Annotated in this window: 19 protein-coding genes; 1 reads left to right on the forward strand and 18 read right to left on the reverse strand. The window is 60.0% G+C overall.

What is annotated here, in order from left to right:
• Positions 1–3: 3 nt before the first annotated feature.
• The 9 genes from ACZRN6_RS26910 to ACZRN6_RS26950 all read right to left on the reverse strand — a co-directional run bounded on the left by ACZRN6_RS26910 (position 4) and on the right by ACZRN6_RS26950 (position 8,847).
• Positions 4–792 (reverse strand): protein phosphatase CheZ, encoded by a 789-nt coding sequence (locus ACZRN6_RS26910; protein ID WP_322146617.1) that lies wholly within the window; start codon positions 790–792, stop codon positions 4–6.
• Between the two features lie 18 nt (positions 793–810).
• On the reverse strand, positions 811–1,185 hold the full coding sequence (locus ACZRN6_RS26915) for a chemotaxis response regulator CheY (protein WP_005790040.1): 375 nt from the start codon (positions 1,183–1,185) through the stop codon (positions 811–813).
• Positions 1,186–1,355: 170 nt separating this feature from the next.
• Positions 1,356–2,096 (reverse strand): RNA polymerase sigma factor FliA, encoded by a 741-nt coding sequence (gene fliA, locus ACZRN6_RS26920; RefSeq protein ID WP_008434817.1) that lies wholly within the window; start codon positions 2,094–2,096, stop codon positions 1,356–1,358.
• The gene (gene fleN / locus ACZRN6_RS26925; protein WP_003192912.1) at positions 2,093–2,926 is read right to left on the reverse strand and encodes a flagellar synthesis regulator FleN; all 834 of its coding nucleotides are present in this window, start codon (positions 2,924–2,926) and stop codon (positions 2,093–2,095) included. Before fleN ends, fliA begins: the two co-directional genes overlap by 4 nt.
• 106 nt (positions 2,927–3,032) lie before the next feature.
• A complete protein-coding gene (flhF, locus tag ACZRN6_RS26930) occupies positions 3,033–4,349 on the reverse strand; it encodes a flagellar biosynthesis protein FlhF (RefSeq protein WP_322146626.1) in 1,317 nt (438 codons plus the stop codon).
• A gap of 11 nt (positions 4,350–4,360) precedes the next feature.
• Positions 4,361–6,475 carry a flagellar biosynthesis protein FlhA gene (gene flhA, locus ACZRN6_RS26935; protein WP_464009258.1) on the reverse strand — a complete coding sequence of 705 codons (2,115 nt, stop codon included), beginning with the start codon at positions 6,473–6,475 and terminating at the stop codon, positions 4,361–4,363.
• A 196-nt stretch (positions 6,476–6,671) separates the two neighbouring features.
• A complete protein-coding gene (locus ACZRN6_RS26940) occupies positions 6,672–7,151 on the reverse strand; it encodes a DUF6392 family protein (protein ID WP_322146630.1) in 480 nt (159 codons plus the stop codon).
• Entirely contained in the window at positions 7,151–8,623 is a 1,473-nt protein-coding gene (locus tag ACZRN6_RS26945; protein WP_464009253.1) for an S-type pyocin domain-containing protein, read from the reverse strand. The genes ACZRN6_RS26940 and ACZRN6_RS26945 overlap by 1 nt, the downstream gene beginning before the upstream one ends.
• Positions 8,620–8,847, reverse strand: a complete 228-nt coding sequence (locus tag ACZRN6_RS26950) for a hypothetical protein (protein WP_322146634.1) — start codon at positions 8,845–8,847, stop codon at positions 8,620–8,622. Before ACZRN6_RS26950 ends, ACZRN6_RS26945 begins: the two co-directional genes overlap by 4 nt.
• A 450-nt stretch (positions 8,848–9,297) precedes the next feature.
• Here ACZRN6_RS26950 and ACZRN6_RS26955 point away from each other — a divergent pair, with 450 nt between their 5' ends.
• A complete protein-coding gene (locus ACZRN6_RS26955) occupies positions 9,298–9,579 on the forward strand; it encodes a DUF6124 family protein (protein WP_322146636.1) in 282 nt (93 codons plus the stop codon).
• Between the two features lie 197 nt (positions 9,580–9,776).
• On the opposite strand, the gene flhB is transcribed toward ACZRN6_RS26955, so the two are convergent.
• The 9 genes from flhB to ACZRN6_RS27000 all read right to left on the reverse strand — a co-directional run bounded on the left by flhB (position 9,777) and on the right by ACZRN6_RS27000 (position 16,763).
• On the reverse strand, positions 9,777–10,913 hold the full coding sequence (gene flhB / locus ACZRN6_RS26960; RefSeq protein ID WP_177043040.1) for a flagellar biosynthesis protein FlhB: 1,137 nt from the start codon (positions 10,911–10,913) through the stop codon (positions 9,777–9,779).
• A gap of 3 nt (positions 10,914–10,916) precedes the next feature.
• Positions 10,917–11,693, reverse strand: a complete 777-nt coding sequence (gene fliR / locus ACZRN6_RS26965) for a flagellar biosynthetic protein FliR (protein WP_003214551.1) — start codon at positions 11,691–11,693, stop codon at positions 10,917–10,919.
• Positions 11,694–11,706: 13 nt separating this feature from the next.
• The gene (gene fliQ / locus ACZRN6_RS26970) at positions 11,707–11,976 is read right to left on the reverse strand and encodes a flagellar biosynthesis protein FliQ (protein WP_003214552.1); all 270 of its coding nucleotides are present in this window, start codon (positions 11,974–11,976) and stop codon (positions 11,707–11,709) included.
• A 3-nt stretch (positions 11,977–11,979) separates the two neighbouring features.
• Positions 11,980–12,723: a flagellar type III secretion system pore protein FliP gene (gene fliP / locus ACZRN6_RS26975; RefSeq protein ID WP_322146640.1), complete on the reverse strand. Its 744-nt coding sequence runs from the start codon at positions 12,721–12,723 to the stop codon at positions 11,980–11,982.
• On the reverse strand, positions 12,723–13,157 hold the full coding sequence (fliO, locus tag ACZRN6_RS26980; RefSeq protein ID WP_177043039.1) for a flagellar biosynthetic protein FliO: 435 nt from the start codon (positions 13,155–13,157) through the stop codon (positions 12,723–12,725). The genes fliP and fliO overlap by 1 nt, the downstream gene beginning before the upstream one ends.
• 1 nt (position 13,158) lies before the next feature.
• Positions 13,159–13,626, reverse strand: a complete 468-nt coding sequence (gene fliN / locus ACZRN6_RS26985; RefSeq protein ID WP_010166093.1) for a flagellar motor switch protein FliN — start codon at positions 13,624–13,626, stop codon at positions 13,159–13,161.
• 34 nt (positions 13,627–13,660) lie between these two features.
• The gene (fliM, locus tag ACZRN6_RS26990; protein WP_003214559.1) at positions 13,661–14,629 is read right to left on the reverse strand and encodes a flagellar motor switch protein FliM; all 969 of its coding nucleotides are present in this window, start codon (positions 14,627–14,629) and stop codon (positions 13,661–13,663) included.
• Positions 14,630–14,638: 9 nt separating this feature from the next.
• A complete protein-coding gene (gene fliL / locus ACZRN6_RS26995) occupies positions 14,639–15,139 on the reverse strand; it encodes a flagellar basal body-associated protein FliL (protein ID WP_322146644.1) in 501 nt (166 codons plus the stop codon).
• A gap of 253 nt (positions 15,140–15,392) precedes the next feature.
• Positions 15,393–16,763 (reverse strand): flagellar hook-length control protein FliK, encoded by a 1,371-nt coding sequence (locus ACZRN6_RS27000; protein WP_464009254.1) that lies wholly within the window; start codon positions 16,761–16,763, stop codon positions 15,393–15,395.
• Positions 16,764–17,114 lie beyond the last annotated feature (351 nt).

Here is a 17,114-nt window from a genome sequence, read left to right on the forward strand (position 1 = left end):
TCCTTAGAAGCCTAAACTGGACAGCAAATCGTCTACGTCGTCTTGCCCGGATACAACGTCTTCACGTTTATCGGCATGAATCTGCGGACCTTCACCCTTGGCGAGGTGTTTTTGTGGATCTTTTTCAGAAAGGATCGCTTCGCGGTCATGTTCGATGCCGGCAAACCGGTCGACCTGGCCCGCCATCAACACCAGTTTGAGCAGGTTGCTTTCCACTTCGGTGACCAGTTGGGTGACGCGCTTGATCACCTGGCCGGTGAGGTCCTGGTAGTCCTGGGCCAGCAGGATGTCGTTGAGGTTGCTGGAAACCGTGCGGTTGTCCTGCTCGCTGCGCGACAAAAAGCCTTCGACCCGGCGCGCCAGTTCACGAAACTCTTCAGCGCCCACTTCCCGACGCATGAACCGGCCCCAATCGTTGCTCAGGGCCTTGGCTTCACTGGCCATACCGTTGACCAGAGGCGTGGCGTTTTCCACCAGGTCCATGGTGCGGTTGGCCGCCGCCTCAGTCAGCCGGACCACATAGGACAGGCGTTCGGTGGCATCCGTGATCTGCGAGATTTCTTCGGCCTGGGGCATGTGCGGGTCAATCTGGAAATTGACAATCGCACTGTGCAACTCACGCGTAAGTTTGCCCACTTCCTGGTACAGGCCGCGGTCACGGGTCTGGTTGAGCTCATGGATTAACTGCACCGCGTCACCGAACTGGCCTTTTTCAAGGCTTTCGACGAGTTGGTGAGCATGTTTTTTCAGGGTCGACTCAAAATCGCCCTGTGACGTTTCTTTATGCTCCATAGCTCCCCCGTGGCAGCATCAATGACCGATGCGTTCGAAGATTTTTTCGATCTTCTCTTTCAACGCCAATGCAGTGAATGGCTTGACCACGTAGCCGTTGACCCCAGCCTGGGCGGCTTCGATGATCTGTTCACGCTTGGCTTCAGCGGTCACCATCAGCACAGGCAGGCTGCGCAGTTTTTCATCCGCGCGCACGTGGCGCAGCAGGTCGATACCGGTCATGCCCGGCATGTTCCAGTCCGTTACCAGAAAGTCGATGCTCCCGCTGTTGAGGATCGGAATCGCTGTAATGCCATCATCCGCCTCGACCGTGTTAGTGAACCCAAGGTCACGCAACAGGTTTTTTATGATCCGCCGCATCGTTGAGAAGTCATCAACGATGAGGATTTTCATGTTCTTGTCCAATTCGACCTCCAAGCAGTCTTAAACGCGCCCAGCACCTGGGCGCGCCATATCAATCAACAGGCGTTACACAAAAAGGACTACCGGGGGCGCACCACGGGCCAAGCCCGTCCGGGCGCAAGGCCTGGACGGTATCGTTCGCAGTGTCCCCACACTGCCTGTCAGCGCGCTCGCCACTCTCCCAAACGCCCCCGCAAGCGGGCTGCGCACTGGCTGTGTAACTGGCTGACCCGCGATTCGCTGACCCCCAGGACCTCACCGATTTCCTTGAGGTTCAGCTCTTCGTCGTAGTACAGCGCCAACACCAGTCGCTCACGCTCCGGCAAATTGGCAATCGCGTCCGCCAGCGCACTTTGGAAGCGTTCATCTTCCAGGTCGCGTGACGGTTCGAGATGAGCACTCGCGCCGTCCTCGTGCAGCCCTTCATGCTCGCCGTCCTGTAACAGGTCGTCGAAACTGAACAGGCGGCTGCCCAAGGTATCGTTCAAAATCCCGTAGTAATCGTCGAGACTCAATTGGAGTTCGGCCGCAACTTCGTGATCTTTAGCGTCGCGACCGGTTTTTGCTTCAATTGAGCGAATTGCGTCACTTACCATCCGCGTATTGCGGTGTACCGAACGCGGCGCCCAATCACCTTTACGCACTTCATCGAGCATGGCCCCACGGATACGAATACCCGCGTAGGTCTCGAAACTCGCGCCCTTGCTCGCGTCGTACTTGGTCGACACTTCGAGCAAGCCGATCATCCCGGCCTGGATCAAGTCTTCGACCTGCACGCTGGCGGGCAGGCGCGCCAGCAAGTGATAGGCAATGCGCTTGACCAGGGGCGCATAGCGCTCGATCAATTCGACCTGACTGTCACGTGCCGACTTCTTGTAAAGGTTGTAGCCGCTGGCTGTCATAGCACCGGTCCTGCGCTCGTCTGATGCACCAATCGCTCGACGAAAAACTCCAGATGCCCGCGCGGGTTGGCGGGCAACGGCCAGGTATCGACCTTCTGGGCAATAGCCTTGAACGCCAATGCGCACTTCGAACGAGGGAACGCTTCATAGACCGCACGCTGCTTTTGCACGGCCTTGCGTACGCACTCGTCGTAAGGAACTGCGCCAACGTATTGTAAGGCGACATCGAGGAAGCGATCCGTGACCTTGGTCAACTTGGCGAACAGATTTCGCCCTTCCTGCGGGCTTTGGGCCATGTTGGCCAGCACGCGGAAGCGGTTCATGCCGTAGTCACGGTTAAGCAGTTTGATCAGGGCGTAGGCGTCGGTGATCGAGGTGGGTTCGTCGCACACCACCAGCAACACTTCTTGCGCAGCGCGCACGAAGCTGACCACGGACTCACCGATCCCGGCGGCGGTGTCGATCACCAGTACGTCGAGGTTGTCGCCGATGTCACTGAACGCTTGAATCAGGCCGGCATGTTGCGCCGGGCTCAGGTGCACCATGCTCTGGGTGCCGGAAGCGGCCGGCACGATGCGAATCCCGCCGGGGCCCTGCAACAGCACGTCGCGCAGCTCACAGCGGCCTTCAATGACGTCGGCCAGGGTGTGTTTAGGCGTCAGTCCCAGCAGAACGTCGACGTTCGCCAGACCCAGGTCAGCATCCAGCAGCATGACGCGACGGCCAAGCTCTGCCAGGGCCAGGGACAAATTCACTGACACGTTAGTTTTCCCGACGCCACCTTTGCCGCCGGTCACCGCGATCACCTGTACGGGATGCATGCTGCCCATTTTATTTCTTTACCTTGTCTTGCTTAGACGCAGGCTACATATGTTGGCCGCGCGAACTGCTGGCAGACCATCGATGTAGATACTTTGCACTGTGTTCATGTTGTCCTCAGCCGACTCGTTTGTTCGGGCTGTGGTAGAGGTCAGCGAACATGTCGGCCATCGCTTCCTCACTCGGTTCTTCCTGCATTTGCACACTGACAGCCCGGCTGACCAACTGATGACGGCGCGGCAGATGCAAATCATCCGGGATCCGCGGCCCGTCGGTCAGGTAGGCGACCGGTAATTCATGGCTGATGGCCAGGCTCAATACTTCGCCCAGGCTCGCCGTTTCATCCAGTTTAGTCAGGATGCAGCCCGCCAGCCCGCAGCGCTTGTAGCTGTGGTAGGCGGCGGTCAATACCTGTTTCTGGCTGGTGGTAGCAAGTACCAAATAGTTTCTGGATTTGATCCCGCGCCCGGCCAGGCTTTCCAGTTGCATGCGCAGTGCCGGGTCGCTGGCTTGCAGGCCGGCGGTGTCGATCAACACCACGCGCTTGCGCAGCAGCGGGTCGAGGGCGTTGGCCAGGGACTGGCCCGGGTCGACATGGGTCACCGGCACATTGAGGATGCGGCCCAGGGTCTTGAGTTGCTCCTGGGCGCCGATGCGGTAGCTGTCCATGCTCACCAGGGCAATATTCGAAGCGCCGTACTTAAGCACGTAACGCGCGGCCAGCTTGGCCAGGGTGGTGGTCTTGCCCATGCCGGCAGGGCCGACCATGGCAATCACGCCGCCTTCTTCCAGGGGTTCGATTTCCGGGGTGACAATCATCCGCGCCAGGTGGGCCAGGAGCATGCGCCAGGCCTGACGAGGTTCTTCAATCTGGGTGGTCAGCTGCAGCAGGTCGCGGGACAACGGGCCGGACAGGCCGATGCGTTGCAGGCGGCGCCACAGGTTGGCCTGCTGCGGCTGGCTGCCCTGCAACTGGTTCCAGGCCAGCGAGCCCAACTGCACTTCCAGCAGTTCACGCAGGCCATTGAGTTCAAAACGCATCGAGTCGAACACGCGCTGATCTACTGCTGGCGCCGGAGCGGGCGCAGCAGGACGTGGCGGTTCAACAAACGTCGGTTCTACCAGAGGTTCGGACGCCGTCAGCGGCAGGCCGGCAAACAGCTGGCGATTGGTGGTGGCGTCGCTGTCGCCACGCATGCTCAGTTCAGCCTGGGCCGAGACAATGCGCGAAGCGGTCTTGCGCAGCTCGTCTTCCAGTTCCATGTTTGGCACACGCGGCGCCAGGGCCGAGGGCTTGTAATCGAGGGCAGCCGTCAGCTCGACACCGCCGGCAATACGACGGTTACCGATAATCGCAGCGTCGGCGCCCAACTCATCACGTACCAGTTTCATGGCCTGACGCATATCGGCGGCGAAAAAACGCTTCACTTGCATATCCCACTACCTCAGCCGTTGGGCCCTACAGTCGCGACGATAGTCACTTGCTTGTTGTCAGGAATTTCCTGATAAGCCAAAACGTGCAAATTCGGAATAGCCAGGCGTCCAAACCGCGACAACATCGCCCGCACGGGCCCTGCTACCAGCAGGATCACCGGATGGCCTTCCATCTCCTGGCGCTGCGCGGCCTCAATCAACGAACGCTGCAGCTTCTCAGCCATGCTTGGCTCCAGCAACACGCCTTCATCGGCGCCCTGCCCTGCCTTCTGAATACTATTGAGCAATATTTGTTCCAACCTTGGCTCCAGGGTGATAACAGGCAGCTCGGAGTCAAGCCCTACAATGCTTTGGACGATTGCACGCGACAATCCGACGCGCACGGCGGCCACCAGGGCGGCAGTATCTTGACTCTTGGCGGCATTGTTGGCGATGGCTTCGGCAATGCTGCGAATGTCCCGCACCGGCACCTGTTCGGCCAACAGCGCTTGCAACACCTTGAGCAGTTGTGAGGTGGACAGCACGCCCGGCACCAGCTCTTCGGCGAGCTTGGGCGAGGCCTTGGCCAGCAATTGCAAGAGTTGCTGGACTTCTTCGTGCCCCAGCAGCTCGTGGGAGTGCTTGTACAGAATTTGGTTGAGGTGCGTTGCGACCACCGTACTGGCGTCGACCACGGTGTAGCCCAGCGACTGCGCCTGGCTGCGCTGGCTGATTTCGATCCATACCGCTTCCAGGCCAAAAGCCGGATCTTTGGCGGTAATGCCATTGAGGCTGCCGAATACCTGGCCCGGGTTGATCGCCAGTTCGCGGTCCGGGTAGATCTCGGCTTCGGCCAGGATCACGCCCATCAGGGTCAGGCGGTAAGCACTCGGGGCCAGGTCGAGGTTGTCGCGGATGTGCACGGTGGGCATCAAAAAGCCCAGGTCCTGGGACAGCTTCTTGCGCACGCCCTTGATCCGCGCCAGCAATTGCCCGCCCTGGTTGCGGTCTACCAGCGGAATCAGGCGGTAGCCGACTTCCAGGCCAATCATGTCGATCGGGGTCACGTCGTCCCAGCCCAACTCCTTGGTTTCCTGGGCGCGGGCCGGTGACGGCAGCAGTTCCTGCTGGCGCGCGACCTCCTGCTGGGCGATCACCTTGATGTTGTTTTGCTTTTTCCAGAACAGATAGGCACCGCCTGCCGCCAAGGCCGCCATGCTCAAGAACGAGAAATGCGGCATACCCGGCACGATGCCCATGATCGCCATGATGCCCGCCGCCACAGCCAGCGCCTTGGGCGAGGCAAACATCTGCCGACTGATCTGCTTACCCATGTCTTCGGAGCCCGAAGCACGGGTGACCATGATCGCCGCAGCTGTAGATAACAACAGTGATGGCAATTGCGCCACTAAACCGTCACCGATGGTCAGCAAGGCGTAAACCTTGCCGGCGTCGCCGAAGCTCATGCCGTGCTGGAAGATACCGACCGCCATGCCGCCGATCAGGTTGATAAACAGAATCAGCAGGCCGGCGATGGCGTCGCCGCGCACGAATTTGCTGGCACCGTCCATGGAACCGTAGAACTCGGCTTCCTGTGCGACTTCAAGGCGACGGGTCTTGGCCTGGTTCTGATCGATCAGGCCGGCGTTGAGGTCGGCGTCGATGGCCATCTGTTTGCCGGGCATCGCGTCGAGGGTGAAACGTGCGCTCACCTCGGAAATCCGCCCGGCGCCCTTGGTCACCACCACAAAGTTGATGATCATCAGGATCGCGAACACCACGATACCGACCACATAGTTACCGCCAATCACCACTTCGCCGAAGGCCTGGATCACCTTGCCTGCGGCGGCGTGGCCGTCCTGGCCGTGGAGCATCACCACGCGGGTGGAGGCCACGTTAAGCGCCAGGCGCAGCAGCGTGGCGATCAGCAGGATGGTCGGGAACACCGCGAAATCCAGTGGCCGCAGGGCGTATACGCACACCAGCAGCACCACCACGGACAGCGCGATGTTGAAGGTAAAGAACACATCCAGCAGGAACGGCGGCATCGGCAACATCATCATTGCCAGCATCACCAGCAACAACAACGGCACACCCAGATTGCCCCGCGAGAGGTCAGTCAGGGTGCCACGGGCCGTGTTGAGCATTTGAGAACGATCCACCGGTATTCCTCGTTTCCTTGAAGCAAACTTTTGACGCCGGGAGGCGTCCTGGAGGCGGTATTGCAAGAAGCCTTCCAACTTTTGCTTGAGGGGGACGGGAGGAGGATTTTTGTTGGGTAGGCGCATTTATCTTCGACGAAATAAATGCGCCCCCTTTTTTGCTTTGGGCGTACGAAAACGATCAGTCTTGGTCGACCTTGATCAGGGAGAAGCTAATGTTGTTCACGGACAGGTTTTCGAGGTAGCTGAACGTCACCTTAACGTTAGGATAAGCCGCTTGAGTCAGATAATAAGTATCTGAGCCACTTCGCATCCCAAGACCACCGGGAAGCTTGACAGGGAGTTTCGACTCATTCGGTTCCCCGAGAACGTTACGCACTGAACCCCGGTTCATATGCAGCCCGAACGGTTCAGGCAATTGACCTGTATAGACCGGCTGGCCAACTGTCTGGATCAAAGTGATCATTACTTTTTTCAAGCGCTTGGAATCAGCCCAAAACCATAGCTTCACGCCAGCTGCAGGATTCTGAAGTAAATCCTCATTGTCAGGCGTGTCAAACATTGGCTTCAACGGAAGGTTAAGAATTGCACCTTCGCTGACAAGCTCACCATAGGTGCGACCAAGCCCCACCAGCCAGCCGTTTATTGTGAAAGAGTCCATCAGTACCACCCCTGATCTTCATTTACTTTGTGCAGTTTGGCACGCGCGCCCTCAAGTTCAGACTCCGAGTACCCCTCCTCTAACAGGTAATGCTTTATTGCATCGAAATTACTCTCAACTGCTTCCCGCAGATCGCCGGCGTCCAAACGTTGCCTAGCCTTAGTATTTCTACCGCCATATGTCTCGCTAAACCTTTGATGAACCCGTGCAGGAATAGCGATGCCGCCAACACTCCTCATTAATGCTCCGATTTCATCATCATCAAGCTCTGCTTTTGCTTCCAAATAACGCTTCAAGGCGGCCTGAGAGGGCATGTGATCCACATGTAAACCGTTTCTTGGTCGTCCACTGAATGCACCGTAAGTATCTACCTCCAACGGCTTTACCGCCGGCTTGGCAAACACCAAATACAACGGCGGCACACCCGAATCAGCAGGAAACGTGATGATCGTATCCTGCCAGGTAACGTCCTCAGCATCCCGTCCCGGATAGTGCGTAATCCCCGTCTCCTGCCCCACCGGAATCGGATGCACCAGCAGGTTATCCAACCTCTCAGGGGTACCGGGATAAGGCGTCGGCGCATTCACCACCGGGCCGTTGTTCGGCGTCCAGATGATGGAAATACCGTCCAATACAGCCACCATCGCGCTCTTGTCGGCGCTCCATCTGGCCTGTGTTACCGGCACACGATCGGCGCCACTGCCCGGCCTTGTATGCAGGCCGTAAACCCGCATGTCTCCAGCCTCATCCAGACGAAACTGGAAGCGCACCCGGGTACTGGCAACTTGCATGCTCGCCAATTGCTCCGGGCTGTACAGCGTTGAATCCCCGATATCCCGTGGCCAAAAAGCCAACATCATGATATTGAACGCAGAGCTGGCTCCGGCAGCAGCTCCGGTAAGTCCACGAACAGCCCAGGCACCAAGATCCGCGCCCAGCGTTCCTGCCACACGCCCGACAGCGCCACCCGTACCTGTCGAGCCCATCAGTGCTACAGCGCCAAAATTGGCTGCACGCTCGGGAGCCTCTCCCGCCGCTGTCGAACCGGCCCGCACGGAAACGCAGGACTTGGCAAATACGCACATACTTGCCGGTCGACTCGTCATAGTCGGTGTGACGAATCGGGAAGGCGCCGAGCTGTCTGCGGGCGGCATGTTTCGTGGAGTAACACCGGGCTGCCGGGCCGGCTCCAGGTTCTGGTACATCAGGCTTTGGTTGGCGATCAACGTGGGCGGGGGGCTGCATTTACATCGGCACAGGTCGCCGTCCAGAGCCGTTTGGCGCCCTTCCCACGTTTGAACCAGACGAGGGCCGATGCATTCGATAACACCCAGGCTTTCGCAGGTTGGGCAGGCAACTCTGTCGCCTTCCCGGGCAATCAGCTTCCCTTCGATTTCTGCACCATCAAGGCCGGCCTTAACCACACCGCGTGCCGTGGTTTTCGCCCCGTCGGTGATGTTGTAGCGCCTCACATCTGGCTCTCTATCAAGTAGCCGGGCTGCAGAAGACCCGGGATACCGTCGCCGTCTGCGTACTCAACAATCAATACACCGGTGCTGGCAGTAACTATCTCGCCGCGCATTCGAGTATTGGAACCCAATGTTGCATAGTCATAAGTCGCTTTAACGGGACGTGCAGCTTGCCTGGCCATGGACTCGTCCACGAGGTGCTGGCCTGCTGTTTTTGCATCTTCCATTGTGCTGTCCTTTTCTGGCGCCCAAGCGGGCTCGAACACCGCGAGGGTGTTGATTCATGAGGCGTGGGATCGCGCCTGAATGACGCGCAGGGGATATTGACGAAGACCCTGAAGCCAAACAACTGACCGTTCAGCTAGGTATTTAAGGGTGCGCGAAACGTCCGACAGGTATTTAGGGTTGCCGGTGGGAAAGTCGATCTCTAGTCTTCGGGCACCGCTGCAAACGCAGCGGGCGGGCGTCGCGGCCCGAGTGAATTCAGGCGCAAAGCGCCATTGTCCGCTTTCAGTTGACGCCTTTTTATCGTCTACTGTGCGGCGCCATGGTGGCTGTGCGCGGGATACCTTCGGGTATGCCGGTTTCCTGATCCCGGTCCGCGAACCTGCGTACAGCTACCACCCCATCGCGTCGCGGCGATAAGTGGCAGCTCCATTTAATTCAGGAGCTTCACAATGATCAAACCCACACCAAACCCTCCACTCGATTCCGAAACCCACAACACCCCCGTCGTGCTGTTCACCGTCATCGACGGCATCAGCACCGAAGACCTGCTGGTCAACCTCACCGAAACACTGGCTTCGGCCCACGCCCTGACCTGCGACTTTGCTTTTGAGCTGGAAGGATCAAAACGGGAAGGCGCGCTGGGGATTGCGCAGCTGATTGAGGTAGCGCGGTTGTTGGCAGATCGGGTGCTGGATGACATTGAGCAGTCAGCGCCAATGAGGTATCGCTAAACACCATGTGGTGAGCGGGCTTGCCCCGCGCTGGGCTGCGAAGCAGACCCGGCAAAAATCACTGCAGCGTGTCAGGCACTATGAGGTTGCCGGTTATGGGGCTGCTGCGCAGCCCAGCGCGGGGCAAGCCCGCTCACCACAGCAAGCCCGCTCACCACAAAAAGCGAAGCGGCTGCCCGCAGGGTTGTTCAGCAACCTCAAGAATCGCGACGCAAATCCGGCGGAATTGGCAGGTCTTTGAGCGGGTCCGGACGCTTGCCCTTGCCCGCGCGGTACTGGCGGATCTGGTACACGTACGCCAGCACCTGCGCCACCGCCAGATACAACCCGGCCGGGATCTCCTGGTCCAGGTCGGTGGAGTAGAAGATCGACCGCGCCAACTCCGGCGATTCCAGCAGCAAAATATCATTGGCCACCGCAATTTCACGGATTTTCAACGCGGTAAAATCACTGCCCTTGGCCAGCAACATCGGCGCCCCGCCCTTCTCCGGGTCGTATTTGAGCGCCACGGCGTAGTGCGTCGGGTTGGTGATGACCACGTCGGCGTCGGGCACCGAGGCCATCATCTTGCGCTGGGACATTTCGCGCTGCAGCTGGCGAATCCGCTGTTTGACCTCGGGGCGGCCTTCCTGGTCCTTGTGCTCGTCGCGCACTTCCTGCTTGGTCATCAGCAGCTTCTTGTGGCTTTCCCACAGCTGGATCGGCGCATCCACCGCGGCAATGATGATCAACCCGCAGGCCATCCACAGCGAACTCCAGCCCACCACTTGCACACTGTGGATGATCGCCAGTTCGATCGGTTCATGGGCAATGCGCAGCAAGTCATCGATGTCGGATGACAATACCGTCAACGCCACGAACAGGATCAGGATGAACTTGGCCAAGGCCTTGAGCAGTTCCACCAGGGCCTTGGTGGAAAACATCCGCTTGAGCCCGGGGCCAGGGTTCATGCGGCTGAATTTGGGCGCCATGCTGCCGGCGGCAAACAGCCAGCCGCCGAGGGAGATCGGCCCGATCAAAGCGGCCAGCAGCAAGGTGATCAAGATTGGCTGCACCGCCAGGATCGCAATCTTGCCGGAGTGCAGCAGGTACAAGCCCATGGCGCCCGGGCTCAACAGCACGTCACGGGGCAGGGAGAAATTCAGGCGCATCAGCTCCATCAGGTCCAGGGCCAAGCCACCGCCGTAGATCAGCAGCCCACCGGAACCGGCGAGCATGATCGCCAGGGTATTGAGCTCTTTGGAGCGGGCAATCTCGCCCTTTTCCCGGGAGTCCTTTTTACGTTTCTCCGTGGGGTCTTCTGTTTTGTCCTGGCCACTCTCGCTCTCGGCCATGGCTTACCGCGCCCGCGCCAAGTCACGTAAGAACTGCAAGGCGTCGGTCGCCAGCGGTTGATACTGATTGAGAATGTCAGCCATGCCGACCCAGAAAATCCCCATGCCCAGCACCAGGGTCAACGGGAAACCGATAGAGAAGATGTTCAACTGCGGCGCCGCGCGGGTCATCACGCCAAAGGCGATATTGACCACCAGCAGCGCGGTGATCGCCGGCAGTACCAGCAGCAACGAAGCACCCAGCACCCAGCTCAAGCGCCCCACCAGCTCCCAGAAATGATTGACCACCAACCCGCTGCCCACCGGCAACGTGGTGAAGCTTTCGGTCATGACCTCGAACACCACCAGGTGGCCGTTCATCGCCAGGAACAGCAAGGTCACCAGCATCGTCAGGAATTGCCCGATCACCGCCACCGACACGCCGTTGGTAGGGTCGACCATGGACGCGAAGCCCATGCCCATCTGGATCGAGATGATTTGCCCGGCGATCACGAAGGCCTGGAAGAACAGCGTCAGCGAGAAGCCCAGCAAGGCGCCGATGATGATTTGCTCGGCGATCAGCATCATCGCGCTGAGGTCCAGCGCATTCACCGGCGGCATCGGCGGCAAGCCCGGCACGATGACCACGGTGATCGCCACCGCGAAATACAGGCGAATGCGCCGCGGTACCAGGGTGGTGCCGAACACCGGCATGGTCATCAACACTGCGGTAACCCGGAACAACGGCAGGATGAACGACGCCACCCAGGTGCTGATCTGGGTGTCGGTCAACGCCAACATCGAATTCACGCGGTCAGCCGATCAACTGCGGAATACTGCCGTACAACTGCAGGATGTATTCCATGAAGGTTTGCACCAGCCACGGGCCGGCGACGATCAGGGTGATCAGCATCACCAGCAGGCGCGGCAGGAAGCTCAGGGTCTGTTCGTTGATCTGGGTCGCGGCCTGGAACATCGCCACCAGCAGGCCCACCAACAGGCTCGGCACCACCAGCACGGCGACCATCATGGTGGTCAGCCACAGCGCTTCACGAAACAGGTCGACCGCTACTTCTGGCGTCATGTTCTATACCCCACCAAAACTGCCGGCCAGGGTGCCGATAATCAGCGCCCACCCGTCCACCAACACGAACAGCATGATCTTGAACGGCAACGAAATGATCAGCGGCGACAGCATCATCATCCCCATGGCCATCAGCACGCTCGCAACCACGAGGTCGATGATCAGGAACGGAATGAAGATCATAAAGCCGATCTGGAACGCGGTCTTCAACTCCGAGGTGACGAACGCCGGCACCAGGATGGTCAGCGGCGCCATGTCGGGGCTGGCGATGTCGGTACGCTTGGACAAGCGCACGAACAGCTCAAGGTCGCTGGAACGGGTCTGCGACAGCATGAAATCCTTGATCGGGCCTTGTGCCTTGTCGATCGCATCCTGGGCGGTCATTTTTTCTGCCAGGTACGGTTGCAGGGCTTGCTGGTTCACCTTGTCGAACACCGGCGCCATGATGAACAGCGTCAGGAACAGCGCCATGCCGGTGAGGATCTGGTTCGACGGCGTCTGCTGCAGGCCGAGGGCCTGACGCAAAATCGAGAACACGATGATGATGCGGGTGAAGCTGGTCATCAGCATCACGAACGCGGGGATGAAGCTCAGTGCGGTCATGATCAGCAGGATCTGCAGGCTGACCGAATATTCCTGCGCGCCCGCCGCGTTGGTGCCCAGGGTAATCGCCGGGATCGACAACGGGTCCGCCGCAAACGCCAACGGCGCTGCGAGCAACAGCATGAGCGTCAATAAAACGCGCATTACTTCTTATCCTTCTGATCCTTGCCCAGCAACTCCATGAGGCGCTGGGCGAATTCCGGTGTGGCCGCTTGAGTCTGGGCCACTTCCACAGGCGTCTTGAGCACGTGCAGCGGGGTGATGCGGCCGGGGGTGATGCCCAGCAGAATCTGCTCATCGCCCACTTGCACCAGCACCAGCCGGTCCCGCGGGCCCAGGGCGCGCGAACCTACCAGTTCGATAACCTGCGCATTGCCAGGGCCGATGCGCTGCACGCGGCGCAGCACCCAGGCGAGCACAAAGATCAGCCCCACCACCAGCAACAAACCCAACACCAGTTGGGTCAATTGCCCGCCCACGCCGCTGCCGAGCGCCGGTGCGGCTGCCTGGGCGACCGGCTCTGCTGCCATTACGCTCAAGGGCAGCGTGGATAACAGTCCTACCAATGAGCGCTTCATATCAACGCAACTTCTTGATGCGTTCGCTCGGGCTGATCACGTCGGTCAGGCGGATGCCGAACTTCTCGTTGACCACCACCACTTCGCCATGCGCGATCAACGTGCCGTTGACCAGCACGTCCAGCGGCTCGCCGGCCAGGCGGTCCAGCTCGATCACCGAACCCTGGTTGAGTTGCAGCAGGTTGCGGATGTTGATTTCAGTGCTGCCGACTTCCATGGAAATCGACACCGGGATGTCGAGGATCACGTCCAGGTTCGGTCCGTCCAGGGTCACCGGCTCGTTGTTCTTCGGCACGCTGCCGAATTCTTCCATGGGAATGCGATTGCCGACCGGTGCGGTGGCCGCATCGGCCGCCAGCAACGCGTCGATATCGTCCTGGCCGACATCGCCGGTTTCTTCCAGGGCAGCCGCCCACTCGTCAGCCAGGGCCTGGTCTTCGGCGGAAGTGTTTTCGTGTTCAGTAGCCATTACATGTCCTCGGCGGAGCAGAAATTAGGTTGGATCAGCGACGGTTGATCGGTTCAATCACTTGCAACGCCAGGTTGCCTTTGTGAGAACCGAGCTTGACCTTGAACGACGGCACGCCATTGGCGCGCATGATCAGTTCTTCCGGCAGGTCGACGGGAATCACATCCCCCGGCTGCATGTGCAAAATATCCCGCAAACGCAGCTGGCGACGGGCCACGGTGGCGCTCAGGGGTACGTCGACGTCCAGCAGGTCTTCGCGCAGGGCTTTCACCCAGCGTTCGTCCTGGTCGTCGAGGTCAGACTGGAAGCCAGCGTCGAGCATCTCGCGCACCGGCTCGATCATCGAGTACGGCATGGTCACGTGCAGGTCGCCGCCACCGCCATCGAGTTCGATATGGAAGGTGGAGACCACAATGGCTTCGCTGGGGCCGACGATGTTGGCCATGGCCGGGTTCACTTCCGAGTTGATGTACTCGAAATTGACTTCCATGATCGCCTGCCAGGCTTCCTTCAAGTCGATGAAGGCCTGCTCCAGCACCATGCGCACCACGCGCAATTCAGTCGGGGTGAACTCACGGCCTTCGATCTTGGCGTGACGGCCGTCACCGCCGAAGAAGTTGTCCACCAGCTTGAACACCAGCTTGGCGTCGAGGATGAACAGCGCGGTACCGCGCAGCGGCTTGATCTTGACCAGGTTGAGGCTGGTGGGCACGTACAGCGAGTGCACATATTCACCGAACTTCATCACCTGCACGCCGCCCACCGCCACGTCTGCCGAGCGGCGCAGCATGTTGAACATGCTGATGCGGGTGTAACGGGCGAAACGCTCGTTGATCATTTCCAGGGTCGGCATGCGTCCACGGACGATGCGATCCTGGCTGGTCAGGTCGTAGCTTTTGACGCTGCCGGGCTCGGCAGCCATTTCGGTCTGTACCAGACCATCGTCGACGCCATGGAGTAGCGCATCGATTTCATCCTGGGACAGCAGGTCTTGCACGGCCATGTCGTGATCCTACTGCAATACGAAATTAGTGAAGAGCACCTGCTCGATCACAGGCTTGCCGACTTCCTTCTGGGCCACTTCCTGCACGCTGGCAGTGACCTTCTGGCGCAGCATTTCCTGGCCCACCGGGGTGACGAGGGTGTCGAAGCCCTGAGCGGAGAACAGCATCACCAGGTTGTTGCGAATCACGGGCATGTGCACCTTGAGGGCATCCAGGTCGGCCTGGTTACGCGCCAGCAGGGTAATGCTCACCTGCAGGTAGCGTTGACGGCCGTTCTGATTGAAGTTGGCGACAAACGCCGGAAGCATCGGCTCGAAGATTGCCGGTTGCTTGACGTTGGGGTTGGCCTCGGCGGTCGCTGCCGGTTTGCTGCTGGCACTGTGCATGAAGTACCAGGTAGCCCCCACGGACACGCCGATCGCCAGGATCAAGCCCAGTACAATCAGCAGGATAAGCTTGAGCTTGCCCTTGCCTGCGGGTGCTTTTGCTACGTCGTCGCTCTTCGCCATGCCAATAATCCGTCACTATTCGGGGATTCATAGTTATGCGGAAGGCAAGAGCAAGTGTTATGCCAGAGTTGTCATGAAGACTGACGAAACAGGGACGATCCCTGTGGCGAGGCAGCTTGCTCCCGTTGGGCTGCGAAGCAGCCCCAAATCAGAGAGCAAGGTTTAACCGGAGTACGGCGGCGAAAAGCTTGGGAGGGCTTCGCCCTTCAACGGGAGCAAGCTCCCTCGCCACAGGATGGCCACCAAGCTCAGATCAGGCGTAATAGTCCACGGCGCTGGAGCCGATCACCGACTGAATCGCCGGCGCTGCAACTTCGGCCACTTCACCGACACCGCCGCCATCAGCCCCATCACCACGCCCGCCACTGCCGCTGACGCCGCGGGCCTGGTTCTGCTGTTGCTGGTCCTGGCCCTGCTGACCCTGCCAGCCACGGGACTGGTCGGACACGTTGACGTCAACCTGGCCCATGCCCTGCTGGGCGAACATCTCGCGCAGGCGGCCCGACTGGCTTTCCAGGGCTTCACGCACCACCGCGTGGCCGCTCATGAAGGTGACCTGCGCCTGTTGGTCGGCGGACATTTTCACACTGATGTCCAAGCGGCCCAGTTCAGCGGGCTGCAACTGGATTTCCGCCGACTTGAGATTGGCGCTGGACAGGTACATGACCCGGTTCACCACCTCATCAGTCCAGCCGCTTTGGTGCATGGCCAGCGGCGCATTGGCCACCGGCGGCAGGGCATTTGCGGTTTTCGGCGTGGCGGCCTGGGTCAGCGCGGCGAGGCGGTTGGCGAAGTCATCGACACGGGTGTCGCTGCTGGCGTCCTTCAGGTCCTTGAGACCGCCTTCGATCAGGCCGGTAAAGGCTTTGTCGCCGCCCTGGTCGGTGCTGTCCTTGGTCGCCTGCTGATCGACCATATTGGCAAGGCCGGTGGCGAAGCTCTGCGCGGCAGTCGGTTGGTCCTGGGTTGGGGCTGAAGTGTTTTTTGCCGGGGCCTGGCTGCTGGCGGAAACGTGCCCGCCTTGCTCCATGGCCAGGCGCACGGTGGGCATCGCATCCAGCGGATCGGCCTCGGGGTCGAAGGCGGGTTTGGCATCGTCCGTGGCGGCCACCGGCGGTGCCACGACTGGCTGGGTTTTGTCGTCTTTTGCCGCAGCCGGTGCCGGTGTTTCTAAAGGCGCAGGCGTAACAGGGACGGGAACAGGCACCACTGCGGCCACCAGCGCCGGGTCGACAGCGGGGTCGACCGGAGGTTGCTGGGCCAGGGACGGATCGTCTGCCGGGGCATCGTCATCGGTCTTGGCGGTGGTGTCCGGGGTATCGGGTTTGGCTGGCGGGGTGGCAGGCAAAGTCTTGCCGTTATCGGCAACTGCTGGGGTGCCGGCGGCAGGCTTGTCGTTATTGGCTGCGGGCTTGGTGCTGGTGTCCGCCGGCTTGTCGCGGGGCGATTTGGTGGGTGTGTCGGTGGGTTTTGCCGCAGGCGCGGGGGCGTGTTTGGCGAACACCTGAGCGAAGCCCGGGGCCTTGTCCCGCGGGTCTGCAGCGGCTACCGGCGGATTGGCCGCGGGCGCTTGAGGCTTGGCTGCAGAGGCCGCCTGAAGCAGCGAGTTCGAGGTGATTGCCATATGAAGAGTCTCCGCCGCACAGGGGTCGAGGGTGCGGTTACAGGAGGTACAGCAAGAGTTGGGCCAGCTTTGGGGTTTGGTGTGTATATCCGTTGTTTTTGTCAGGGCTGCTATTGGTTCCGCTTTTACAGCGGGTCACTTTTGAAAGGAGCCCAAAAGTAACCAAAAGGCTCTTGCCCCACCACTCGGCACCTCGCTTAGGCTCGGTGTGCCCTCAACTCCGGCAGCACGAAGCGGGCCGCCGCGACGGGCCGTCCCTGCCCCGTCGCGGCTAAACCGGCGTCCTGCCGGTTTACCCGCTCCGTACTACCTGCGTTCGGCCAGCGTGGTTGACGGGGCGCCTAAGATCAA

It is taken from the genome of Pseudomonas sp. A125, from assembly GCF_055409485.1.